This is a genomic window from Rhodococcus sp. NPDC057297 (assembly GCF_042667435.1).
GTDB lineage: Bacteria > Actinomycetota > Actinomycetes > Mycobacteriales > Mycobacteriaceae > Rhodococcoides.
This window is the reverse complement of sequence record NZ_JBHUZE010000003.1, coordinates 379,264-402,312: the sequence shown is the minus strand read 5'-3', so window position 1 is coordinate 402,312 and position 23,049 is coordinate 379,264. Positions and strand designations below refer to the sequence as shown.

At 65.4% G+C, this 23,049-nt stretch carries 22 protein-coding genes; 9 read left to right on the top strand and 13 right to left on the bottom strand.

What is annotated here, in order from left to right; translation table 11 throughout:
* Nucleotides 1-10: 10 nt before the first annotated feature.
* Nucleotides 11-586, bottom strand: coding sequence for a TetR/AcrR family transcriptional regulator (locus ACFULT_RS11855; protein ID WP_378481536.1), 576 nt, complete (start codon nucleotides 584-586; stop codon nucleotides 11-13).
* A gap of 85 nt (nucleotides 587-671) precedes the next feature.
* On the opposite strand from ACFULT_RS11855, the gene ACFULT_RS11850 reads away from it, so the two are divergent.
* On the top strand, nucleotides 672-2,066 hold the full coding sequence (locus tag ACFULT_RS11850) for a cytochrome P450 (protein ID WP_037112365.1): 1,395 nt from the start codon (nucleotides 672-674) through the stop codon (nucleotides 2,064-2,066).
* Here ACFULT_RS11850 and dinB read toward each other — a convergent pair.
* From dinB to ACFULT_RS11830, 4 genes are read right to left on the bottom strand one after another with little or no spacing between them, the layout of a single operon-like run.
* Entirely contained in the window at nucleotides 2,052-3,260 is a 1,209-nt protein-coding gene (dinB, locus tag ACFULT_RS11845) for a DNA polymerase IV (RefSeq protein ID WP_094720609.1), read from the bottom strand. The genes ACFULT_RS11850 and dinB overlap by 15 nt on opposite strands.
* Nucleotides 3,261-3,295: 35 nt before the next feature.
* A complete protein-coding gene (locus ACFULT_RS11840) occupies nucleotides 3,296-5,161 on the bottom strand; it encodes a Na+/H+ antiporter (RefSeq protein WP_094720608.1) in 1,866 nt (621 codons plus the stop codon).
* 31 nt (nucleotides 5,162-5,192) lie between these two features.
* Nucleotides 5,193-5,726 carry a GNAT family N-acetyltransferase gene (locus ACFULT_RS11835; RefSeq protein WP_378481535.1) on the bottom strand — a complete coding sequence of 178 codons (534 nt, stop codon included), beginning with the start codon at nucleotides 5,724-5,726 and terminating at the stop codon, nucleotides 5,193-5,195.
* Nucleotides 5,727-5,783: 57 nt separating this feature from the next.
* On the bottom strand, nucleotides 5,784-6,737 hold the full coding sequence (locus ACFULT_RS11830) for an ABC transporter substrate-binding protein (RefSeq protein ID WP_241483887.1): 954 nt from the start codon (nucleotides 6,735-6,737) through the stop codon (nucleotides 5,784-5,786).
* A 146-nt stretch (nucleotides 6,738-6,883) separates the two neighbouring features.
* On the opposite strand from ACFULT_RS11830, the gene ACFULT_RS11825 reads away from it, so the two are divergent.
* Entirely contained in the window at nucleotides 6,884-9,151 is a 2,268-nt protein-coding gene (locus ACFULT_RS11825; RefSeq protein WP_378481534.1) for a putative bifunctional diguanylate cyclase/phosphodiesterase, read from the top strand.
* Nucleotides 9,148-9,801 (top strand): 5,6-dimethylbenzimidazole synthase, encoded by a 654-nt coding sequence (gene bluB / locus ACFULT_RS11820; protein ID WP_378481533.1) that lies wholly within the window; start codon nucleotides 9,148-9,150, stop codon nucleotides 9,799-9,801. Before ACFULT_RS11825 ends, bluB begins: the two co-directional genes overlap by 4 nt.
* Nucleotide 9,802: 1 nt before the next feature.
* On the opposite strand, the gene ACFULT_RS11815 is transcribed toward bluB, so the two are convergent.
* The 7 genes from ACFULT_RS11815 to ACFULT_RS11785 all read right to left on the bottom strand — a co-directional run bounded on the left by ACFULT_RS11815 (nucleotide 9,803) and on the right by ACFULT_RS11785 (nucleotide 15,001).
* The gene (locus ACFULT_RS11815; RefSeq protein WP_241483888.1) at nucleotides 9,803-10,300 is read right to left on the bottom strand and encodes a DUF427 domain-containing protein; all 498 of its coding nucleotides are present in this window, start codon (nucleotides 10,298-10,300) and stop codon (nucleotides 9,803-9,805) included.
* 58 nt (nucleotides 10,301-10,358) lie between these two features.
* Nucleotides 10,359-11,018, bottom strand: a complete 660-nt coding sequence (locus ACFULT_RS11810; RefSeq protein WP_094720604.1) for a DUF2637 domain-containing protein — start codon at nucleotides 11,016-11,018, stop codon at nucleotides 10,359-10,361.
* 43 nt (nucleotides 11,019-11,061) lie between these two features.
* Nucleotides 11,062-11,385, bottom strand: coding sequence for a hypothetical protein (locus ACFULT_RS11805; RefSeq protein ID WP_378481680.1), 324 nt, complete (start codon nucleotides 11,383-11,385; stop codon nucleotides 11,062-11,064).
* Nucleotides 11,386-11,596: 211 nt separating this feature from the next.
* Nucleotides 11,597-11,899, bottom strand: coding sequence for a WhiB family transcriptional regulator (locus tag ACFULT_RS11800; RefSeq protein WP_037112379.1), 303 nt, complete (start codon nucleotides 11,897-11,899; stop codon nucleotides 11,597-11,599).
* A gap of 211 nt (nucleotides 11,900-12,110) precedes the next feature.
* Nucleotides 12,111-12,635, bottom strand: a complete 525-nt coding sequence (locus ACFULT_RS11795) for a gluconokinase (RefSeq protein WP_037112381.1) — start codon at nucleotides 12,633-12,635, stop codon at nucleotides 12,111-12,113.
* 1 nt (nucleotide 12,636) lies between these two features.
* The gene (locus ACFULT_RS11790) at nucleotides 12,637-14,013 is read right to left on the bottom strand and encodes a GntP family permease (RefSeq protein WP_094720601.1); all 1,377 of its coding nucleotides are present in this window, start codon (nucleotides 14,011-14,013) and stop codon (nucleotides 12,637-12,639) included.
* Nucleotides 14,014-14,128: 115 nt separating this feature from the next.
* Nucleotides 14,129-15,001 (bottom strand): alpha/beta hydrolase, encoded by an 873-nt coding sequence (locus ACFULT_RS11785; protein ID WP_378481532.1) that lies wholly within the window; start codon nucleotides 14,999-15,001, stop codon nucleotides 14,129-14,131.
* A 67-nt stretch (nucleotides 15,002-15,068) separates the two neighbouring features.
* On the opposite strand from ACFULT_RS11785, the gene ACFULT_RS11780 reads away from it, so the two are divergent.
* The 3 genes from ACFULT_RS11780 to otsB all read left to right on the top strand — a co-directional run bounded on the left by ACFULT_RS11780 (nucleotide 15,069) and on the right by otsB (nucleotide 19,026).
* Nucleotides 15,069-15,776 (top strand): FadR/GntR family transcriptional regulator, encoded by a 708-nt coding sequence (locus ACFULT_RS11780; protein ID WP_037112385.1) that lies wholly within the window; start codon nucleotides 15,069-15,071, stop codon nucleotides 15,774-15,776.
* Between the two features lie 67 nt (nucleotides 15,777-15,843).
* Complete coding sequence (gene kstR, locus ACFULT_RS11775) at nucleotides 15,844-16,428, top strand: cholesterol catabolism transcriptional regulator KstR (RefSeq protein WP_255122877.1); 585 nt, start codon at nucleotides 15,844-15,846, stop codon at nucleotides 16,426-16,428.
* Nucleotides 16,429-16,479: 51 nt separating this feature from the next.
* Nucleotides 16,480-19,026 carry a trehalose-phosphatase gene (gene otsB, locus ACFULT_RS11770; protein WP_037112386.1) on the top strand — a complete coding sequence of 849 codons (2,547 nt, stop codon included), beginning with the start codon at nucleotides 16,480-16,482 and terminating at the stop codon, nucleotides 19,024-19,026.
* A 15-nt stretch (nucleotides 19,027-19,041) separates the two neighbouring features.
* Here otsB and ACFULT_RS11765 read toward each other — a convergent pair whose 3' ends face one another.
* Nucleotides 19,042-20,133: a LacI family DNA-binding transcriptional regulator gene (locus ACFULT_RS11765; protein WP_037112387.1), complete on the bottom strand. Its 1,092-nt coding sequence runs from the start codon at nucleotides 20,131-20,133 to the stop codon at nucleotides 19,042-19,044.
* A gap of 140 nt (nucleotides 20,134-20,273) precedes the next feature.
* Between ACFULT_RS11765 and ACFULT_RS11760 the strand changes: the two genes are divergently transcribed.
* Genes ACFULT_RS11760 through ACFULT_RS11750 form a run of 3 tightly spaced genes read left to right on the top strand, consistent with a single transcriptional unit; the run spans nucleotide 20,274 to nucleotide 23,004 of the window.
* A complete protein-coding gene (locus ACFULT_RS11760; RefSeq protein ID WP_378481531.1) occupies nucleotides 20,274-21,272 on the top strand; it encodes a metal ABC transporter solute-binding protein, Zn/Mn family in 999 nt (332 codons plus the stop codon).
* A 38-nt stretch (nucleotides 21,273-21,310) separates the two neighbouring features.
* Nucleotides 21,311-22,132 carry a metal ABC transporter ATP-binding protein gene (locus ACFULT_RS11755; RefSeq protein ID WP_037112389.1) on the top strand — a complete coding sequence of 274 codons (822 nt, stop codon included), beginning with the start codon at nucleotides 21,311-21,313 and terminating at the stop codon, nucleotides 22,130-22,132.
* Complete coding sequence (locus tag ACFULT_RS11750) at nucleotides 22,129-23,004, top strand: metal ABC transporter permease (RefSeq protein WP_037112390.1); 876 nt, start codon at nucleotides 22,129-22,131, stop codon at nucleotides 23,002-23,004. The genes ACFULT_RS11755 and ACFULT_RS11750 overlap by 4 nt, the downstream gene beginning before the upstream one ends.
* The last annotated feature ends 45 nt before the right edge of the window (nucleotides 23,005-23,049 follow it).

Sequence of the window (23,049 nt, the reverse complement as noted above, 5' to 3'; positions counted from 1 at the left end):
CTGCCGGTCTTCACGTCCTGAGCAGCCCGTCGAGTGCACGCAGGCACAGCTGCTTGACCTCGTCCTCGCTGATGGACCGGCGATCGAGCCAGTCCATGCAGACCGCACGCACGAACGACACCCAGCCACGCAGCGCCGTACGGGTGATCTCGTCCTCGCGAATCTCGGCGGGCAGCGCGGCCAGAATCCGCTGCTGCTGCACTTCCAGTTCGTCGCTGAGGATGGCCTGGATTTCCGCGTCGCCCAGCATGGCACCGCGGTTGATGGCCCGGACGCCGTGTTCGTGTTCGACGGTGTAGCGAATGTAGGCGTCGAGGCCGGCCGCAACCTGATCCGCCACCGGCAGTGATGTATCCGGTGCGGTCGTGTCGAGAATGCGCGCGGACTCGACCCTCATGATCTCCGCGAAGAAATCTCGCTTGGACGCGAAGTAGTGGTACATCAGGCCACGTGACACCCCCGCCAGGTCGGCGACCTCCTCTATCCAGACCTCGTCGTAGGGCCTGTCGGCGAACAGCTTCGACCCGATGTCGAGTAGTTGCGCGCGCCGCAGGTCAGGAGAGAGTCGTTTTCGAACGCCGTTCATCATCCGCGATGCTACTTGACACGGATTCAGTAGTGAGTACGTTCGTTGTTGTATCCGAGTTCAGTAACGAGCGGAGAGGTCACCCATGGTCGTCGACGTCGGAGTACGCAGCCCGGCTCTCCCCCATCCGCCCCGGCGTCTGCCCATCCTGGGCGACGTCGTCGGCGCCCACGCGTCGACGCCGGTTCAGGACTCGATGGCACTCGCCGCTCGGCTCGGCCCGATTTTCGAGCGGGTCGTCCTCGGTCGCCGCTACGTGCTCGTCTCCGGCGCCGACCTCGCCGGGGAACTGTGCGACGAGTCCAGATTCGTCAAGCACGTCTCCCCCGCGATCGAAGGCCTCAGATCCGTCGGCGGTGACGGACTGTTCACTGCCTACTCTCACGAACCGAACTGGCAGAAGGCACACGACCTCCTGCGCCCCGCGTTCGCTCAGAGCGCCATGCGCGGATACCACGACATCATGCTCACCGTCGCGTCCGAGCTTGCGGCACACTGGCGTTCGCAGACCTCCGTGGACGTCTCCTCGGACATGACGAAGCTGACGCTCGACACCATCGGACGCACCGGGTTCAGCTACGGTTTCGATTCCTTCAGCCGAAGCAAACCCCACCCCTTCGTCGACGCGATGGTCGGAGTGCTCTCGCACAATCAGCGTCGCGAGATCGTTCCCATCCCCTGGTTGGCGAACCTCGTCTTCAAGAAAGCCGACCGGCGCAACCTCGCGAATCAGCGTTACCTCGAGCAGGTCCTCGACGACATCGTGCGTACCCGCCGCGACGAACGTTCCACACCGGGCGCCCATGCAGATCTGCTCGAGATCATGCTGGACGCCGCGCGTGATTCCGGAAACCCGAATGCGCTGAGCGAAGTGAACATTCGCCAGCAGATACTGACCTTTCTGATCGCAGGCCACGAGACCACCTCGGGGGCACTCTCGTTCGCCCTCTACTACCTCGCGAACAATCCGGATGTACTGGACGCCGCACGCGCGGAGGTCGACGAGGTCTGGGGCGGTGAAGCACCGTCGTTCGAGCAGATACCCAAGCTGCGCTACGTCCGGCGAGTACTGGACGAGACCTTGCGGTTGTGGCCGACGGCGCCTGCATTCGCGCGAGAGGCCAGGGAGGACACTGTCATCGGCGGCGTGCACGAGATGAAGAAGGGCGATTGGGCATTCGTGCTGATTCCCGGGTTGCATCGCGACCCGGTCTGGGGTGAGAACCCCGAGGTGTTCGATCCCGACCGCTTCGTCTCGGCCGAGGTGCGCTCACGTCCGGGCCACGTCTACAAGCCCTGGGGCACCGGCGAACGCGCCTGCATCGGCAGACAATTCGCCATTCACGAGGCCGTCCTGGTACTCGGAACGTTGCTGCAGCAGTTCGATTTTCACGCAGATCCGGCGTATCGCCTGAAGGTCGAGGAGCGGCTGACGCTGATGCCGAAGGACTTCCGGCTGACGGTGTCAATCCGGAAGTAGCGGCACGGACAGTCCGGAGTCACGGCCCAGCAGTACCCCTCTGGTCAGCGCCTTCTTCCCGAATTTGCTGTGCACACCGTCGAGAGCGATGTCCAACGCCGAGGCGCTCGGCGCGTCCTGTACCCCGCTGCGCGGTGCCGCATCGAACTGCAGCTCGAGCTGCTCGGCACCGGTGCGCTCGATGTTGGCGACGGTCACCCCGACCAGCGTAATGCCCTGATCCGCGATCAGCGGCGCAGCGTCACGCAGCAACGCGAGGGCGGCATCGAGAATGTCCCGAGTGTCCGCTGTTGCCCGGTTCAGTGTGTGCGAGCGCGTGATCTTGGTGAAGTCCGCGAACCGAAGCCGAAGGACGACCGTACGGCCCGTTCGCTCGGCGGCACGCATACGCTGCGTCACGCGGTCCACCAGAGCGATGAGCGACGCCTCGACGTCCTTCGGTGATGTGGGGCCACGCCCGAGTGCGTGCTGGGCGCCGATCGAGCTGCGTCCGCGGTAGGTCTGCACGCGTCGGGGATCGCGGTTGTTGGCCAACGAGTACAGGTGATGCCCGGCGCCCTTCCCCAGAATCGAGACGATCGACGCCTCCGACTGCGCGGCGATGTCACCGACGGTGACGATGTCGAAGGCGTGCAGCTTCTCTGCGGTCACCTTCCCCACGCCCCACAACCGCTCGATCTTCAGTGGATGCAGGAACTCGAGCTCACGGCCCGGCTCGACGAGCAGGAGGCCGTCGGGCTTGCCGACTGCACTGGCGACCTTCGCGAGGAACTTGGTGCTCGCGATGCCGACCGTGATGGGCAGCCCGACCTTCTCCTTGACCTCGCGTCTGAGCCGCTGGGCCACCTGCACCGGAGTGCCGCGGATCTTTCCCAGACCGGTGACGTCGAGGAACGCCTCGTCCACCGAGATCCCCTCGACGAGCGGGGTGGTGTCGCGGAAGATCTCGAAGACGGCCTTGCTCGCCTCGATGTAGGCGTCCATCCTGGGAGGAACGACGACGGCGTCGCGGCACAATGCGCGTGCCTGCGACCCGCTCATGGGGGTACGCACTCCGAAGGCCTTCGCCTCGTAGCTTGCCGCGAGCACGACACCGCCGCCCACGAGGACTGGTCTTCCCCTCAGGCGCGGGTCGTCCCTCTGCTCGACCGACGCGTAGAACGAGTCGAGATCGGCATGCATGATCACGAACATATGTTCGCACGACGGTCCGACAGGTACGAACTTTCTCAGGCAGTGACGTGGTGGATGTAGCACCAGCGCCAGTTCTCACCGGGTTCGGCGGACTCCATGACGGGGTGCGTCGTGGCGTGGAAGTGGGCCGTTGCGTGTCGTTTGGGCGACGAGTCGCAGCAGGCGACGTTGCCGCATTCGAGGCACTGCCGCAGGGCGACCCATTCCGTCCCCTCGCGGATGCATTCATGGCACGTACCGTCGGACAGGTTCTCCGCCACCGGGTATCGGTCCAGTTCCTCGCACCCGGACCCGGGGTGGACGCGCCGCGCATTGGACACCTTGATCTCGCTACGGTCCTCGCTTGCGATGTCGATCATCGACTCCTCGACGTCGAGCATGGCGAGAACCTCGCCGACCACCTCGGACGGGACGGTGCCGGTGCTTCTGATCTCCAGGATCCGGGCACGCTCGGCCTCGATCATCGTCAGACGGACCCGCGCGTACAGCTCGCTCGGGGTCTCCTGTTCGGCGGTGGTACCGAGCCGTTCCCACGCCGAGAAATTCCGCTGCTCGACGCGCTGGCGGACCAGGGCTTCCACTCCGTGCGGATCGTCGTACTCGAGCTCGTCCAGTGCCTTCTCCCCGGCCTTCGACGCCTGCTGCAGCAGGGTCGCTCGCGCCAACGCGTCGTCCATCGGGTCCGGCGACGGCACCTTCAACAGGCGTGCGAGGACAGGCAACGTGAGGCCCTGCACGAACAGGGTTCCTGCGACCACGGTGAAGGCGATCAGCAGCAGAATTTCGCGGTACTCCGTCCCCAAGGGGATCACGAACGCGGCGGCCAGCGTCACCACTCCGCGCATCCCGGCCCACCCGATCAGGAGCGTGTAGCGCCAGGACGGGACCACACCGGTCGACGCGTCGGCGCCGGGGTGAATCAACGCGAAGCGCGCGACGAACACCCACACCATACGAATCGCGATGACGCCGACGAGTGTCGCGGCGCAGACGGCGACGATGGTCGTGGCGGGCAACGCACTGGTCCCGACGTCGCGGAGCAGCCACGACGCCTGCAGACCGATCAACAGGAAGACGGCGTTCTCGAGGATGTAGGCGATGGTTCGCCAGTTGATTCGCTCGGCGATCCGCGACTGCGCGGACTGCAGAATGGGCGCCTTGTGCCCCAGCAGAAGCCCCGCGACGACGACGGCGAGCACACCCGACGCGTGCACCTCCTCGGCGAGAAGGTACGCGGCGAACGGGACGATGAACGAAATGGCGGTGTCGAGAACAGGATTGGTCAATCGCCGACGCAGTTTCGCGACGACCAGGAAGGTCACCAGACCGATGGCAACGCCCCCACCTGCAGCCACGAGGAAGTCCAGTCCGACCTGACCGACGTGAACCGAATGCCCGAGGGCGAAGATCGCCGTGCTCAGCGCGACCAACGCGGTGGCGTCGTTGAGCAGAGACTCTCCTTCGAGGATGGTGACGACTCGACGAGGCAGTCCGATGCGGCGGCCGATCGCGGTGGCCGCGACGGCGTCCGGAGGTGCGACGACGGCCCCGATCGCCAACGCCGCCGGCCACGAGATGCCCGGGAGAAGCGCATGTACGACGGCACCGATGCCGAACGTCGTCGCGATCACCAGAACGATCGACAGCAGCAGAATCGACCGTCGGTTGGCATTGAAGTCGACCAATGACGATTGAATTGCCGTGGCGTACAGCAGTGGCGGCAGCAGGCCGAGAAGGACCACCTCCGGTTCGAGATGGATCTCGGGGACGCCGGGAACGTACGACGCCGCGGCACCCACCAGAATCAGCAGCAGCGGCGCCGGGACGTCGAGTCGTTCGGCGAGTGCCGCGACGGCGAGGACGCCGATCGCGAGCACGACGAGCAGGACAGCAATCTCCATGAGGAGATTGTGCTCCCGCCCTCGGTGTCCGTCAGACGCGGTCCAGGCGCTGCACGTAGTGCAGCGGTGGGTCGATCGGATTGTCCGCTTCGAGCTCGGCTTCGCCGATGCGCCGAAACCCGGCTTTCTCCAACGCCCGCCACGACTGACGGTTGCCCGCGACGACCGGAACGATGATGCTGTCCGACGACGGATAGGCCCGGAAGGTGTCCTCCGCGAACGCTGCGATCAATCGTGTTCCGCGGCCACGGTGGATCTCGGATGCCTCACCGATCAGGTAGTCGATCGTGGCGGCCTCGGCGGGCATGTCGATGTACGCGGCAATCGCAGCGAGGTCCTCGGGGTAGTCGGCCCACCTGCATCGCTGGACGAGGGCGAACGGCTTGCCGTCCTCGAAGGCCAGCAGGTCCTGAGCGGGTTCCTCGCCGCGCGCGACGGGACCGAAATCTCGTTTCACTGCCTCGGCGGTGAACTCTTGGTTCCACCAGCGTGCGACGTGCGGGTGCGACAGCCACTGCCCGATCAGCGGAAAATCCGCGTCGACGACGCGCCGAAACGTGATCACAGGATGTGACGGTAATCCGAGCGCGTCGCCGACGCCATGGGTTTTGCTTCCGCGGGTTCAGGTGAGCTTGTTCGCGCTCTCGATGGTGTCCGCCAGCTGCCCGAGCCAGTCGGCGTACTCGGCGTAGGTGTTGGGGCGCTTGTCGTCCCAGTCGAGGACCTGGCCTCCCGCTACGGCGGGCAGAGATCGGTAAATCGCGGAGTCGGCGAGGATGGGTTTGCTCGCCGGGTATTCGAGGACGATATCGGCCGGGTACTGAGGCACGTTTTCCCAGCTCACCGTCGACCATGGGCCGTCCGCTTCCGGACCGGCGAGGGTCAAGCCGAGCTCACGCAGCAGTTTCAGTACGACGAGGTTCTCGGTGCCGATGTAGATACCGTCGGTGTCGACGTTCAGTGGCATGACCGTCAGTCCGGGCTTGTTCGCGACTGCGTCCTTCACCCGCTGCTTCGCCGCTTCGAAGTCTTCACGGTCAGCAGCGATGTCGGGGTTGTCGACGTCGGCTCCCAGGGCCTCCGCGATGGATCGGTACTGTTCGAGCGACTCGTCGATCGACAAGCTGACGTCGACTCCGAGAAACGGCGCCACAGCAGCGATCTGCTCGGCCTGCGAGGCGTCCCACCACGTCCAGGACTGCGGTGCAGCCTCCTTCGCGTACCCGATGATCACGTCGGGATCGAGTGCCGCGGCGGCTTCGGTGTCGAACACCGAGTCGGTGCCGATGACGGTCATTCGATCGGCTTCGGCAGTGCCGAGCGCGGATCCGTCGGCCAGTCCGAATCCGAACACACCGTCCGGGCGGATGCCGTAGTCCCACAGTGCGGCAGCGCTGTACGCGTCGACGACGATCGTGTCGGGGTGCGCGTCGGTCGTCACGGTATTGCCGAATGCAGTTGTGTAATTCCAGGATTCAGTGGATTGCGGTTCGTCTCCCGAATTGGACGAGCAACCGGCGGCGAGGGCGAGTACTGCCACAGCGGAGGTGGCGCGAACGATAGCTTTGTTGAACACGCAAGCAAAAGTAACCCAGCTAAGGCTTACCTAGCAAAACGATCGCCCTGTAGTTGCCGGTGTTCACCTACGACGAGCACCGGCTCCCCTAGAGTGGATCACATCGGCCGAGCGCAGGTACAGGACGCAGGGAAGGACGCACCCTGGTGAAATGGTGGCTGTTCCCCGCGTTCGGCATCACCGCCTGCGCCGTGTACCTGTCGATGCCGACTGGCGCTCCCTCGAACACGCTCTTCGTGGCCGTCTCTGTCGCGTCCGTCGCCGCAGTCGTCGTCGGCGTTGCGGTGAACCGGCCTGCATCGATGTCCGGGTGGATTCTGATCGCGATCGGGAGCGGACTCTGGGCCCTGGGTGACGCGACGGCGTTCGTTCTGGCGACGGCGGACTCGCCACCCGCCATCACCGTCGTCGACATCATCTACCTCGCCGGATACCCCGTTCTCGCATCGGGGCTCTACCTTCTGGTCCACCGGGGCTGGCGGCGAGGCCAACTCGGTCACGTGGCCAACAGTGCCATCGTGATGATCGCGTTCGGTCTGCTGCTGTGGGTGTTCGTCGTACGTCCCGATTCGGTCGACGTGTCCACCGCCGAAGGAGTGCTGGCCGTCGCCTATCCGGCGATGGATGTGTACCTGCTCGGTCTGCTCGTTCACTTCGTCGGCGCACCGCAATGGCGGAGCGTGTCCTATCGTCTGCTCACCGTCGCCGTAGTCGTGGTCCTAGCAGCCGATCTCGCCGCCGAAGCGACCTCCACTTCGTTCGTCGGAATCGGTACGAGCGTGACCGACGCCGGGTATCTCACCTTCTACCTCCTGGTCGGAACGGCCGCCCTGCACCCGTCGGTGTGCACTCTTGCGTCGCCGAAGCCGCGGCGAGGCCCGGCGGACACAGCGGCTGCCTCGTTCAGCTTCCCCACCGTCGTGGTCGTCACTGCCGCTACTCTCACCGCCCCCGCGGCCATGGCCATCCTCTTGATCCGCGGCGAGCCGGTGGCGGAATGGGGCTGGGGCGTGGTGGCATGCGCCACCGTTCTCGTCGTCCTCGTGTTCATCCGCGTGTCCGAGCTGCTCCTGCTCCTGGCACGACAGACGCGCGCACTGCGCGGTGTGGCCGAAACAGACCAACTCACGGGCATGTCCAACCGCATCGGCGTCGAGAAATGGATGTCCCACGACAGTCGCCGCGACACGCCATTGGCGTTCCTGATCATCGACGTCGACCGGTTTCACGAGATCAACGACACCTTCGGCCACGGTATCGGTGACGACGTGTTGCGCGCGGTTGCACTACGGCTCGGCGCTTCGATCGGTCGAGTCGGCGTGATCGGTCGAGTCGGGGCAGACGAGTTCGCCGTGGTCCTCCACGCCGAACGGTCGGACGCCGTCAATGTCGCAGGGCGCCTGCATGCGTCACTGAATCAGCCCGTTACCGTCGGCCCGGCCACGCTGCTCGTGGAAGTCAGCATCGGCATTGCCCTGTCCGCGAGCAGGACTCGATCCGACGTGTCGGCCGCCACCGAAGGACTGGCCAAACAGGCCTATCGCGCAACACAATACGCAAAAACAGTGCAACCACGTATTGCCGTGTACGACGGTTCGATGGATCGCGACAACAGAGCCCAGCTGTCACTGCTCAGCGAGCTGGGCAACGCCATCGAGCAACGACACCTCGCTATCTACTACCAGGTGCAGGTCGACCTGAAGACGATGAGGGCGATCGGCGTCGAAGCCCTCCTGCGATGGAACCATCCGGAACGCGGCCTCGTCGAACCCGCGGCATTCCTTCCCGTGGCGGAGCGCACCGGCCTGATCAGACCGCTACTCGACTACGTGCTCACCGAGGTCGCCACACAACGGCAAGCATGGAGCGAAGACGGCATCGACCTGACCGTCTCGGTCAACATTTCGACCCGAAACCTGTTGGACACCACACTCGTCGAGCAGGTTGCGCGAGTACTGAACACCTCGCACCTCGATCCGTCGACACTCGCGATCGAGATCACCGAAACGTCGTCGATGACGGACCCTCCCGGGGCCATCGAAACCCTGAACAAGCTGCGCGATCTCGGCGTCACGCTCGTCATCGACGACTACGGCACCGGGTACAGTTCGCTCGCGTACCTGCAGACTCTGCCCGTACAGCAATTGAAAATCGACAAGGTCTTCGTCGCCGACATGACATCGGTCGTCGCACACCAGGTGATCGTCCGCTCCACGATCGACCTCGCTCGGACACTCGGGCTCACCGTCGTAGCCGAGGGCGTCGAGGACGAGCAGACGCTCCTGGCGTTGAAGGACCTTCGCTGCGACCACGCTCAAGGTTTCCATCTGGGCCGTCCCGTGCCGGCCGCCGACATACCCGCGGCTGTCGCAGCGATCGATGCGAGACTGAGTGGAGAGGTGCAGACATCATGACTGTCGGCAACGGCGCCGGCGAACACATGTCCGTTCACACGGCCATCCGGTCGAGGCGTGACGTCCGCGCCGAGTTCGACGGGACGTGCATCGACGACGCCATGCTTCACCGAATTCTCGACGCCGCACACCACGCGCCCAGTGTGGGCAACACTCAGCCGTGGGATTTCGTCGTCGTGCAGTCCCCGGACACTCTTGCCGCCTTCGCGAAGCACGTCGCCGACGAACGGGTGGCGTTCGCCGACTCCCTGTCTGCGGACAGGCGGGCGACGTTCGACCCGATCCGTATCGAGGGAATCGAATCGAGCCGCACCGGCGTCGTCGTCACCTACGACCCGGAGCGCGGCGGCACGCACATACTCGGCCGCGCAACCGTCGACGACACCGGATTGTTCTCCGCGGTACTCGCTATCCAGAACCTGTGGCTCGCTGCAGTTTCGGAGAGGATCGGGGTCGGCTGGGTCTCGTTCTACCAGGAGCAGTTCCTCACCGAACTACTCGACATACCGTCCCCGGTGAGGCCCATAGCGTGGCTGTGCGTGGGACCGGTCACCGAATTCCAGGAGGTCCCTGACCTGGAACGCTTCGGCTGGCGCAATCGCCGTCCCCTGTCCGACGCCGTTCACCACGAGCGGTTCGGGCAGCAGTAGTTCACCAACCCCAGCTGCCGGGGATGCCTTTGAACGGGCCGACAACGTCGCTGGTGATCCAGCCTTCGTAGAATCCACCTTCCTGCGGGGTGGCGCGTTCACCGTCGACCTCACATTCCAAGCGACTGGGTGAGAACGCGAGATGCCCTGTGATGGGCAGAAATTGTTCCGTCGGAGTCTCGTAACTCCACGCCGCGCCTTCGCTCACCGCGCCACCGCAGACGACATCCCAGTACGTTGCCGCGCCCTTCCACTCGCAGTGGGTGGACCGTGCCGCCGACGGCCTCAGGGCATCTGCGGCGACGTCGTCGCGCGGGATGTACCACGTCGGCGGATGGCTCGTTTCGAGGACTCGCCACGCCTCCCTGGTCTCGGCGACGAGGATCCCCCCGAACCTGACGGTGATCAATCGGTTCGAATGCTCCAGACGCGGAGGGCGAGGGTAGTCCCACACCGACTCCTGCCCGGGGCCTGGCTGTAGCGGCGTCACGTCGGTCATCTTCTCGATGGTGCCACGGACTGCGCCGGTCCATCGGTGCTCATTGCCTCGTGCCTGCTCAGGGTGCATCGACCGGGTAAAGATCCTCGACACGGTCGTCGTCGAGTACCCATCGGTCCACGTCGACGAGCGGATCGACGTCTGAACCCTCCGACTGAACTCGTTGCGTGGGATGGACGGACGGCAGGGGCTCGACGATCGGATCAGCGCGCCGGGTGATCTCGCGGGGTTCTTCGATGTCGGCACTTGTCTCGACGTGCTCGTGCGTGTGGGCGGCGGGAATCTCGTCGACCGTCACCACGGTGCCCGACGGGACCCTGACCAGAATGCCGAGGCCGTGGGTGGCGGCGAGCAGGCTGACCGGCGCGACGGTGGCGATGGTCGCAGACAGCGCCGGATGCAATGTGCCTGCGCCGGAAATGAAGGCGTGCATGGCGTTTGCTCCGATGCTGACGAGAGCGGCCGTGACCAACACCGCCCAGAAGAAGCGTCGACCACTGCGTTGATCCTCGAACTGCGCGAGAGCAATCACTGAGATGGTGGCCTGCAGAATGGTGCCGTCCACGATGACCGGCCACAGCCAGGACAGGCTCCGGGGCACACCCGCCATGGTCGCCAGGTCCCACAGCGCAGCGAAACTGAGAACGAACGACGCGATACCGATGACGGTGGTGATGACGACTGCACTTGCCAGCGTCGCCCGCAGAACCTTGTTCATGACTCGACATACTGCACCGGCCCACCGACACAAACGCCGATCGTCAGGCTCCGACGGCCGCTGCGTATCCCACGACGCCCGCCATGCAGGTGAGCATGCACACGACGACGGTGCCGACGGCGAACGGCCATGCAGTGCGCCGGCGAGCCAGGCGAACGAGAGTCGTCACCACGCCCACGACGCCGACGAGTCCCGCCGCCCCGAGAGCAACTCCGACCGCGGTGACTGCCCCGTCGACGTTGCACGTCTCCGGAGGACAGTGATCGAGAAACGCCAACGAGAACACCCCGACGAGCAACGCCAGCCCGCCGAGCATCACGGTGAACACAAGAGCGGTCACCGAGACTGCGACATCCCACCCCTTCACACGAGGCGGCAACGGAGTTCGATCCACGTCGGTGAGACTAGGCCACCAGGAGTGGAGCCTGCAGGAACGACCAGATCAGACCAGGAGTGGAGCCTGCAGGAACGACCCGTCAGGCCAGGAGTGGAGCCTGCAGGAACGACCCGTCAGGCCAGGAGTGGAGCCTGCAGGAACGACCCGTCAGACCAGGAGTGGAGCCTGCAGGAACGACCCTTCAGGCGAAGCGTGCTTCGGCGCGGTAGTAGTCGGCGCGATCGTGCGCGGACATTCCGCCCCACACTCCGTACGGTTCGTTCACCGACAGCGCGTGCGTGCGGCATCGGAGCAGGACCGGACACGTGGAGCAGATGTCCTTCGCCTTGCGCTCGCGTTGCGCGCGGGCGCGTCCCCGTTCACCCTCGGGGTGGTAGAACACCGACGAGTCGTACCCACGACAGCGACCGTGCAGCTGCCAGTCCCACACGTCGGCGGTCGGCACCGGCAACTCCACCGGCCTGGACGGCGCACCTCTCACCATCGGTGTCTCCTCTTCGGATGCTCGTGCGGTGAGGCTCGTGACCTGTCCGCGCGGATGATGTAGTCGTGAACTAGTTCACTTTCTCGCATTCACCATATTTTTGGCAAGAAAGTCGTTCATTCGTATGCTTAAAAACCAGCACCGCTGCTTCATACCTCGCCCCTCCGCCGGACCGAACGTGACGTTCGGTCACTTGGAGTGACCGAACGGTTCATTCGGTCCGAAGATAGGTCTCGAGTTCGGCGATGATGGAGGCCGCGATGTCTGCGGGTGGTGGACCGACGTCGATGACGATGGCGGGTTCGTCGGGGTCGATGGGTTCGAGGGTCGACATCTGGGTGTCGAGGAGCCCGCTGGGCATGAAGTGGTTCATGCGCGCGTTGAGTCTGCCGCTGATACGTTCGCGGGAGCCTGCGAGGTGGACGAACACGACGTTGCCCTCCGAACCTTTCCGCAGGACGTCACGGTAGCTGCGTTTGAGTGCCGAGCACGTGACGATCCCCGCCTCACCCGCTTCTGTGTGCGCCCGAATCCAGTCCGCGATGGTCTCGAGCCACGGCCATCGGTCCTCGTCGGTGAGCGGGTGGCCCGAGGCCATCTTGGCGACGTTGGCGTCGGGGTGAAGATCGTCGCCCTCTTGCAGGTCCCATTTGAGCGCTCCGGCGAGAATGCCTGCGACGGTGGACTTTCCGGATCCGGATACGCCCATGATCACCAGCACCGGGTGTGTTGTCATGTCAGATCACCACACTCAACGCCAGCACACCGGCCAGGCCTGTCACCGAGATCACGCACTCCATCACACTCCATGTCTTCAGATTCTGCACGACGGAGGTACCCAGGTACTCCTTCACCAACCAGAATCCGGCGTCGTTGACGTGCGACAGGAAGAGTGAGCCTGCGCCGATCGCCAGGACCATCAAGGAGACGTGCGTCGAGGACAGTTCTGCTGCAACAGGAGCCAGGATTCCCGACGCGGTCACCGTGGCCACGGTCGCCGAGCCTGTCGCGACGCGAATCAGCACCGCGACCAACCAGGCGAGGAAGAGAACGGGCAGGCTGCTGGATTTGATGGCGTCGGCGATGACGTCGGCGATTCCTGTGTCGATGAGTACTTGCTTGAAACCGCCTCCGGCACCGACGATCAGAAGGATTCCGGCGATCGGTGGCAGCGAGCTCTCGAGGGATTTCGCGATCGCCGGACGGTCCATTCCACCTCCGCGGCCGAGGAGGAAGATGCCGGCGAGGACTGCGATCCCCAACGCGACCACGGGGGTGCCGAGGAAGTCGAGCAGGCCCTTCAGAGGTGAACTCGATTCTGCGGCAATGACGTCGGCCGCAGCCTTGCCGAGCATGAGGACCACCGGGAGCAGGATCGCAGCCAAGGTCGCCGCGAACGTCGGGCGTCGGCGCGATTCCTCGTCCTCCGAGGTCTCGAACAGGGCGGGAACCGGCACGTCCACCCACTTGGACGCGAGCTTGCCGAACAGCGGTCCGGCGACGACGACCGTCGGGATCGCGACGATCACTCCGAGACCGAGCGTGAGTCCGAGGTTGGCGTCCAAAGCGGAGACGGCGACGAGCGGGCCCGGGTGCGGCGGCACCAGACCGTGCATCGCGGACAGTCCTGCCAGCGTCGGGATGGCGATTCGAATCAGGGGCTGACCGGACCGCCTGGCCACCAGGATGATCACTGGCATCAGCAGGACGAGGCCGATCTCGAAGAACATCGGTAGCCCGATCACGGCGCCGACGAGCGCCATCGTCCAGGGAAGGAGCGCGGGCGAGGATTTCCCGACGAGTGTGTCGACCACTCGGTCCGCTCCGCCGGAATCGGCGAGCAGTTTGCCGAACATCGCGCCGAATCCGATGAGGATGCCGACGCTGCCCATCGTCGATCCGAAGCCTTCGACGAAGGCCGCCACCGAATCGGCTGCACCGAGTCCGGCGGCGATGCCGACTCCGACGGCTCCGATGGTCAGGGAGACGAACGGGTGGAGTTTCAGCCAGGTGATGAGACCGATGATGACCGCGACGCCGACGATCGCGGACAGGATGAGTCGAGCGTCCGACGCGGTGGCGCCGTCGGCGGCCTGGGCGAGTGTCGTGAGCATGGGCATTTACCTTTTCGGTGAGGTGGTCGACACCTCCCCCGGGAGGTGACTCGGCTCACTATGCCCAAAAGTACGACGAATGGCAAGAGATCGGTTCATTTCGTACTACAAATAGCTACACCGGCACCACTCGCTGCAGGAACGCGACCTGGTCCGCGACCACACGCTCGAAGGCGTCCCCGACATAGATGGCGAAGTGCCCGTCGGGATAGCTCATGACCTCACCGAGCGGCGCGCGTGCAGCGTGGCGGAGGGTTGCCTTCGCCGGGGCGACGGTGTCCGTCTCGCACACCGTGAACAGGATCGGGCACGTCACGTTCGACGCATGCCGACCCGGCCGTCGCAGCGGGATGTCCAGCCCGACTCTGGCGAGAACCTCGTTCCTGAACGACGCTCCACGGGGAAGGAGCGCCAGGTATCCGTCGAGCGCATCCGCGGACGACATGAGCGCCGTCGAACCGGGCCTTCCGGCGAGCGGGATGGTTCTGGGCGAACGACCGAGAGCAGAACCGAGCCGGTCGCGCAGAGCACGAGCAGTCACACGCACCGCGACCAGTGGATTCGTGGCCATCGCGGACGCAAGACCGTCCGTGAACGGGCACTGGGAGATCACCGCAGCGACGTGACCGTCCCGCGCCGCGGCGACGATCACGTGCCCGCCGCCGAACGAGGTCCCCCAGAGCACGATCTTCTCTGCCCGGGTGCGGGCGAACGCGATGGCGGCGGCCCAATCTTCCAACTGCTCGTCGATGTCGAGTAGCTGACGCGGTTCGCCGTCGCTGCCGCCGAAGTGCCGGTAGTCGAACACCAAACACGAATATCCCTTGGCCACGAACTTCTCCGCGAAGGCGTCGAGTCTCATCTCCTTGACGCCGCCGAGGCCGTGCCCCATGACCACCACCGGCGCATCGGAAGACCCCTGGTAGAACCAGGCGGCGCACTCGATACCCCCGGACGGAAACCGCACGTCGACTCTGTCTGCAGTCATTGAACATCCCTCCCGCCCGTCACAGTAGCGGGAAGAGAACCCGGCGCACACGTGGCACGATCGAGAAGTGGTAGCCGAATCCTTGCAGTTGCACGTCACCGTCCTGGAGAAACTGGGTCGCGACATCGTCGACGGAACCATCGTCCCGGGTACCCGCATTTCCGCCGACGACGTGGCTGCCCGCTTCGAGGTCTCGCGGACCGTGGTGCGCGAGGTCGTCCGCGTCCTGGAGTCGCTCGGGCTCCTGACCGTCAGACGCAAGGTAGGCATCACCGTGCAGGAGTCGACGGCGTGGAACTCCCTCGATCCACTGGTGATCCGGTGGCAGCTGGCCGGCCCCGACCGCGCGAAGCAGCTGATCGTTCTCAGTGAACTTCGTTCCGGGATAGAGCCTTTGGCCGCTCGTCTGGCAGCCGACCGCGCGACCCCGCAGCAGTGCGGCCAGTTGACCGCGGCGGTGATCGGCATGTCGGCCACCTCTCGTGCCGCGAATTCCGACGCCTATCTCGCTCACGACTCCGATTTTCACCGCACGTTGCTCGCGGCCTCGGGCAACCCGATGTTGCGCTCGATGTCGGAGATCGTCGTCGAGGTACTCGCCGGCCGGACACGGCACGCGTTGATGCCGCACCAGGCCGACCCCGAAGCGATTCGTCTCCACGGCGTCGTGGCGTCGTCGATCCAGGCCGGGGATGCGGCCGCCGCGGAACAGGCCATGCTCGAGATCGTGACCGAGTCCGCCGCCGCGATGTCCGCGACCACTCGGGGTGAGTGACGCGATGCCGACAACTCGACGCACCGACCAGGGCGGCGACGCATCGTCGCGGCACTCGGGCGCCCTGATGGACGAGGTCCTCGGTTCCGAGGCGCAACGAGAGCGCCGAAGACGGATTCTGGATTCGACGCTCGCGCTGGCGTCCAAGGGCGGGTACGACGCAGTGCAGATGCGTGCGGTCGCCGAACGCGCCGACGTGGCTGTCGGAACGTTGTACCGCTACTTCCCGTCGAAAGTGCACCTGCTCGTCTCCGCGCTTGCCCGCGAGTTCGAGAAGATCGCCGCGAAACGCACGTTCCCGTCCGGCCGGACGCCGCGGGAACGCATGCATCTGGTCCTGAGTCAGATCACACGTGCGATGCAGCGTGATCCGTTGCTCACCGAAGCCATGACCCGAGCTTTCATGTCCGCCGACGCCTCCGCTGCCGCCGAGGTCGATCATGTGGGTCGCCTGATGGACCGCATGTTCGCCGAGGCGATGAGCGACGGTGAGCCAACGCAGTTGCAGCTCAACATCGCTCGTGTCGTCAGCGATGTCTGGTTGTCCAATCTCGTGGCGTGGCTGACGCGTCGATCGTCGGCGAACGACGTTGCAACCAGGCTGGAATTGACCGTCGACCTGCTCCTCGGAAACGCCGAAGCGTCGATGTGACGTGAGGGGACCGGTGAGCCGGTTCCGCGGCTATCGCATAGATTCATTCGAGTGACTGCTCTGGAACTGCCACTGGAACTCCGACGCGCTCTCATCGGCGTCGCCCGGACCCCTCGCCTCCTCGTCACCTCGGACTACGACGGCACGATGGCTCCGATCGTGTCCGATCCGCTGAAGGCGTTTCCGCACGCGGAGGCCGTCAGCGCCATGCGCGGGCTCGCGACGCTCGCCGGGACCACCGCAGCGGTCATCTCCGGCCGTGCACTGCGTGACCTGGCGACACTGTCCCGGTTGCCTGCCGAAGTTCAGCTCGTCGGGAGCCACGGCAGTGAGTTCGACATCGGTTTCATCCACGCGATCGACGACAAGGCCAAGAAGCTGCTCGGTGACATCTCCCTCGAAATGGAGTCGATCGCCAGTAGGTTCCCCGGCGTGGGCGTGGAGGTGAAGCCGGCGAGCGCGGCGCTGCACGTACGCAACGCCGAACCGACCGACGCCGAACGCGCGTTGAATGCCGTCCGCGAGGGTGTCGCCCTTCGGGAAGGCGTACAGGTCACCGAGGGAAAGTCGGTCATCGAACTTGCCGTCATCGTCACCGACAAGGGCGTTGCTCTCGACATTCTTCGCCACCAGGAAGGCGCGACTGCGGCCGTCTTCTTCGGCGATGACACCACCGACGAGAAGGCATTCGCGCGCCTCCACGGTCCTGACATCGGCGTCAAGGTCGGTACCGGTGACAGCGGGGCCGAGTTTCGTATCGACTCCACGCAGCAAGTCGCGCTGGCCTTGGCATTCTTGCTCGAGGAACGCAGGCAGTGGCTTTCCGGGGCCGACGCGCCCAGGATCGAACGACTGACGATGCTGGCCAGCCCCAACTCCGTCGCCCTGGTGACTCCCGACGCGGATCTCACCTGGCTGTGTCACCCGGAGCCCGATGCCGCTGCCGTCTTCGCGCACCTTCTCGGCGGCGACGAAGCGGGCCATTTCAGCGTCGGCCCGACGCGTACGGCTCTGCCGCTGAGCCAGCAGTACGTCGACGGCACGATGACCGTGCAGACCAAGTGGTCGAGCCTTCAGGTCACCGACTATCTTCCGCACGACGTGCCCACCGGCCAGACGTGCGTGACACGCGTGATCACCGGAAAGGCCGCGGCGGTCGTCACATTTGCGCCTCGCCCCGAGTTCGGCAAGGTCCGAGTGCAACTCGAACCCGAAACCGACGGCCTCCGCATTCACGGCACGGCCGACCCGATGGTGTTGCGCAGCCCCGGAGTGCGGTGGAACGTCGTGTCCGACGGCACCCAGCAGACCGCTCATGCCGAGGTGGACCCGTCCGACGGGCCTGTCGTACTCGAATTGCGTTTGGGAACAGAGGATCTGGGACCGTCCGACGTGCCCGAGGTCGAGCGGCGCCGACAGGCCGAGGCCTACTGGAAGGACTGGGTCGACGGATTGACCCTTCCGCCCCTCAAACGCGACCTGATGAAGCGATCCGCTCTGACACTGCGAGGTCTCGTGCACTCGGAGTCGGGTTCCATCATGGCGGCCGCGACCACCTCGCTACCCGAGGAAATCGGCGGCGTCAGGAACTGGGACTATCGCTACTGCTGGCTGCGCGACGCCGCTCTCACCGCGTCGGCGCTGGTCAACGTCGGCTCCACTGCAGAGGCGGAAAGCTACCTGTCCTGGATTCACGGTGTGCTGCAATCGGTTCCGGGTCCGGAGCGTCTGCATCCGCTGTACACCATCTGGGGCCTGGGACTTCCCCCGGAGGCCGTCATCGACGAACTCCCCGGGTACGCAGGTTCGCGGCCGGTGCGTGTCGGAAACGCCGCGAACCAGCAGGTTCAGCTCGACGTGTTCGGGCCGATCGTCGACCTCATCTCGTCACTTGCGCACGCGCGTCAGGCGAGAGGACTGGAAGGGAAAGAGGCCCTGTCCGAGGACGATTGGTCGCTGGTCCGGTCGATGGTCGAGGCCGTGATGCGGCGATGGACCGAACCCGATCACGGCATCTGGGAGATCCGCGGCAATCCTCGCCACCACGTGTACTCCAAGGTCATGGGCTGGTTGACGGTGGACCGCGCGCTCACTCTTGCCGCGAACTTCGACCGCCCCGCCGAACCGTCCTGGGAAACACTGCGTTCGACGATTCATGCCGAGGTTCTCGAGCAGGGATGGAACGACGAAGTCCAGTCCTACACCGCGGCGTACGACGGCACCGACCTCGACGCCGCCACGCTGCACATCGGGTTGTCCGGCCTTATCGACCCCTCCGACCCACGGTTCGCTGCGACTGTCACCGCCACCGAGGCCGAACTGCGTAGCGGCTCGACCGTGTACCGCTACCACCACGACGACGGCCTACCCGGCGGCGAAGGAGGTTTCCACCTCTGCGCGGCCTGGCTCGTCGAGGCCTACCTGCTGATCGGGCAGCGGGCCGAAGCGGAGGCGCTGTTCGCTCAGCTGGTCAGCGCCGCCGGACCCACCGGATTGCTCAGCGAGGAATACGATCCGGTCGCCGAGCGGTCACTGGGCAATCACCCGCAGGCCTACAGCCACCTCGGACTGCTCAGGTGCGCGGCGTTGCTGAGCTGAGCGCGCCCCCACTGCTCATGCGGTGGGGGGTGCGCCCGCGGTACGACCCTTGACCAATTCGGTCGGCAGGAATTCGGCGGTCACGACGCCGGAGCGCGCGGTCGACGTCAGCAATGTGCCTGCGCGTCGACCTTTCTCCTCCGCGTCCTGACGCACCGTCGTCACGTTCTCTCGAATGGCGTCCTCGACGCCGTCGAATCCGGTCACGGTGAGTTCGCCGGGCACGTCGATGCCGGTGACCTTTGCGAAGTTCAGCGCCCCGAGAGCGAGGACGTCGGTGGTGCACAGCAGGGCGGTGGTGTCTCGATTCGCCTGCAGCGCCTGAGCTGCCGCCGAGTGGCCGGACCGTCGGGTGTGTTCGAATCGTTCGACGACCGTCAGCGCGTCCGGGTCGAGGCCTGCTTCTCGCATGGCGTCCTGGACCCCGGCGATGCGCTCACGCTGGACGTGGAAGTGACTGTTGGCCAACCTCACCGGGGGTACGACGCCGTCGCGCCGGTCGCGTCCCAGGCGCATGCACAGTACTGCGATGTGCCGGTGCCCGAGGGCGATGACTTGCTCGGCGATGAGCTTCATCGCGGCGCGGTCGTCGATGGCGACCAGTGCGGCTTCGGGGACGCCTCGCGGCTGGTCGCAGATGACGATGGGGAGGTGCCGCTCGCGCACGGCAAGGAGGTACGGGTCGTCGTCGGCGACGGAGTAGACGACGAACGCGTCGACTCCTGCTTGTTGGACCACGGCCGCCGCGGCGGTGTCGTCTCGGTCCGGACCTGCGGGGATCAGCAGCAGGCCCTGCCCGGCGGCTTCACACGATTCCGCGAGACCGGCGAGGAACGCCATGGCGGCCGGGTCGCGAAACGAGTAGCTCAGTGCTTCGGTCAGCACCAGACCGACGGCCCCGGCTTTTCTGGTCCGCAGCGACCGCGCGACGGGATCAGGTCCTGCGTATCCGCGGCGTTTGGCTGCCATCAGCACGCGTTCACGCAGCTCAGGGGACAGTTGATCGGGGCGGTTGTAGGCGTTCGACACCGTGGTGCGAGAGACCTTCAACTCTGCGGCGATGGACGCCAGTGTGGCCGGGCGACGCGGCTCCCTCGACCTGGACATACTCGGACGTTAGTCGCATACCGGGTCACAGAGAAAATCGGGCGGTGTTTGCCCGATTTCACCGCTGACGTGCGCGAAGCTAGAATACAACGGTAACCGTTTCCAATTGCATCTGATTATCCACTCCGAAGGAGTGCCCCATGCGTCGCACCGCCACTACTCTCGTCGGTCTGTCCTGTGCAGCCGCCCTCGCGCTCAGCGCGTGCAGCTCCGACACGGAGTCCACCGGCTCCGCTCCCGCCACCGAGATCGACGGCCCCGTCACCATCGTGGCGTCGACCAACGTGTGGGGCAGTGTCGCCGAAGCCGTTGCAGGCGACCTCGCCACCGTCGACTCCATCATCGCGGACCCGTCGGCCGATCCGCACTCCTACGAGGCGTCACCCGGTGACGCAGCCAAGGTCGCCGAGGCCTCCCTCGTCGTCTACAACGGCGGCGGATACGACGAATTCATCGACGACATCCTGTCCTCCGAAGGCAAGGACGTCCCGAGCGTCAACGCCTTCGACCTGCTCGGAGAAGAACACGGCCACGAAGGCGAGGGCACCCATGAGGACGAGCCCGCCGCCGGAGAGGCTGCCACCGAGGACGAGCACGGCCACAGCCACGGCGAGGTCAACGAGCACGTCTGGTACAACGCCGAAGTTGCCGCTGCCACAGCAGAATCCATTGCCGAGAAGCTCGCGCAGCTGGATCCGGACAACGCTGCGCAGTACACCGCGAACGCCGAGTCGTTCCACGATCAGGTTCACGCCATCACCGACGTGACCGCGAAGATCGCTGCCGATCACCCCGATGCACCTGTTGCGCAGACCGAGCCGATCGCGCACTACCTCGTCGAGGAGTCGGGCCTCGACGATCGCACACCCGCGGACTTCAAGGACGCCATCGAAGAGGGCAACGACCCGTCCCCCGCCTCGATCGCCGCAACACGTGATCTCTTCACGTCCAACAGCGTCGACGTTCTGATCTACAACATCCAGACGCAGGACGCAGTCACCCAGGACATCCGCTCGAGGGCCGAGACCGCGAACATTCCTGTCGTCGAGGTCACCGAGACCTTGCCGGAAGGCCAGACATACATCCAGTGGCAGACCAAAGCTGCCGAGGATCTGCAAGCCGCACTCAGTGCATCCTGAGTGGGCCTGACCACCCGGGTGCTGGAAAGCTGTACCCCATGTCTGCTGTAGAACTGCGCGACGCCGGGCTGTCGTTCGGCGACCGCACGTTGTGGCAGAACCTCGACCTCGAGGTCGAGCCAGGTGAATTCGTCGCGATCCTCGGCCCCAACGGGTCGGGGAAAACCTCGCTCCTCAAGGTGTTGCTCGGTCAGAATCATCTGACGTCGGGCACCGCGACGATCGGCGGGTCACCCGTCCGTCGGGGCCAGTCCGGCGTCGGCTACGTCCCACAACAACGCAGCATCGACGACGGGTTGCCGCTGCGTGGACGCGATCTCGTCGGGCTCGGATGGGACGGGCACCGATGGGGCGTCGGCTTTCGCGGAATGCGTGAACGCAAGCGAATCGTCCAGTCCGCCATCGACCAGGTCGACGCGAACGCGTTCGCCGGAGCACCCGTCGGAACGATGTCCGGTGGCGAGCAGCAACGGCTCCGCATCGCCCAGGCACTCGTCGGCGATCCGTCGGTGCTGCTGTGCGACGAACCGCTCCTCAGCCTCGACCTCGCCAACCAACGCCTGGTGTCCGAGCTGATCGATCGCCGACGCCGCGAGCACGACACCGCCGTCCTGTTCGTCACCCACGAGATCAATCCGATCCTTCCCCTCGTCGACAGGATCGTCTACATCGTCGACGGCAAATTCCGCATCGGAACACCGTCGACGGTCATGACCACCGACGTTCTCTCCGAGCTCTACGGCACCGAGGTCGAGGTTCTGCGTGTCCGCGGGCGCCTCGTCGTCGTCGGAACGGGAGACTCCATCGACGCACTCGGCTCCGCAGGTGCGCATCACCCCCCGACCGAGGACGTCTCATGAACGAGAAAGTCGTCGACGCCTTCTCGAAGATGCTCGATTTCAGTTCCACCGCCAACTTGCTCGGGTACGACTTCGTCCAGCAGGCGCTCATCGCGGCCGCGATCCTCGGACTTCTCGCCGGGGCACTGGGACCACTCATCGTCAGCAGGCAATGGGCGTTCGCCGTCCACGGCTCGAGTGAACTGTCCTTGACGGGAGCATCGGCGGCACTGCTGGTGGGCATCACCGTCGGGCTCGGCGCCATCGTGGGTTCCGTCGTCGCCGCCGTGATGTTCGCGCTGCTGGGGTCCAAGGCACGCGACCGCGACTCCGTCATCGGCGTCATCATGTCCTTCGGTCTCGGATTGTCGGTTCTCTTCATCTGGCTCTACCCAGGACGAACCGGAACCAGCTTCTCGCTCCTCATCGGCCAGATCGTCGGCGTCGGGCAGAGCGGCCTGCAGTTGCTGCTGATCTGCGCGGTCGTCGTGCTGATCGTGTTGGCCGTCGTCTACCGCCCGTTGTTGTTCGCCAGCACCGACCCGGAAGTCGCCCTGGCTCGCGGCGTCCCGGTGCGTGCACTGTCGGTCGTGTTCGCGGTGCTCGTCGGTGTCGCCTGTGCGCTCGGCGTCCAGATCGTCGGAGCACTTCTGGTGTTGTCGTTGCTGATCACGCCCGCCGCTGCTGCTGCCCGCGTCACGGCGAGCCCGCTGAAGGCGACCATTCTGTCGATCCTGTTCGCCGAGACCGCAGCCGTCGGCGGAATCCTGCTGTCGCTCGCTCCCGGTGTGCCCGTCTCGACGTTCGTCACCACCATCTCGTTCGTGATCTACCTGGTCTGCCGAGCTGTCGGCTCTCGTCGAAAGTCGAACTCGGGGCGCGTTCTCGTCTGATCCGGTTCACCGGTCCTGAACCTCGGAGCGAATGTGCCGTTCGGT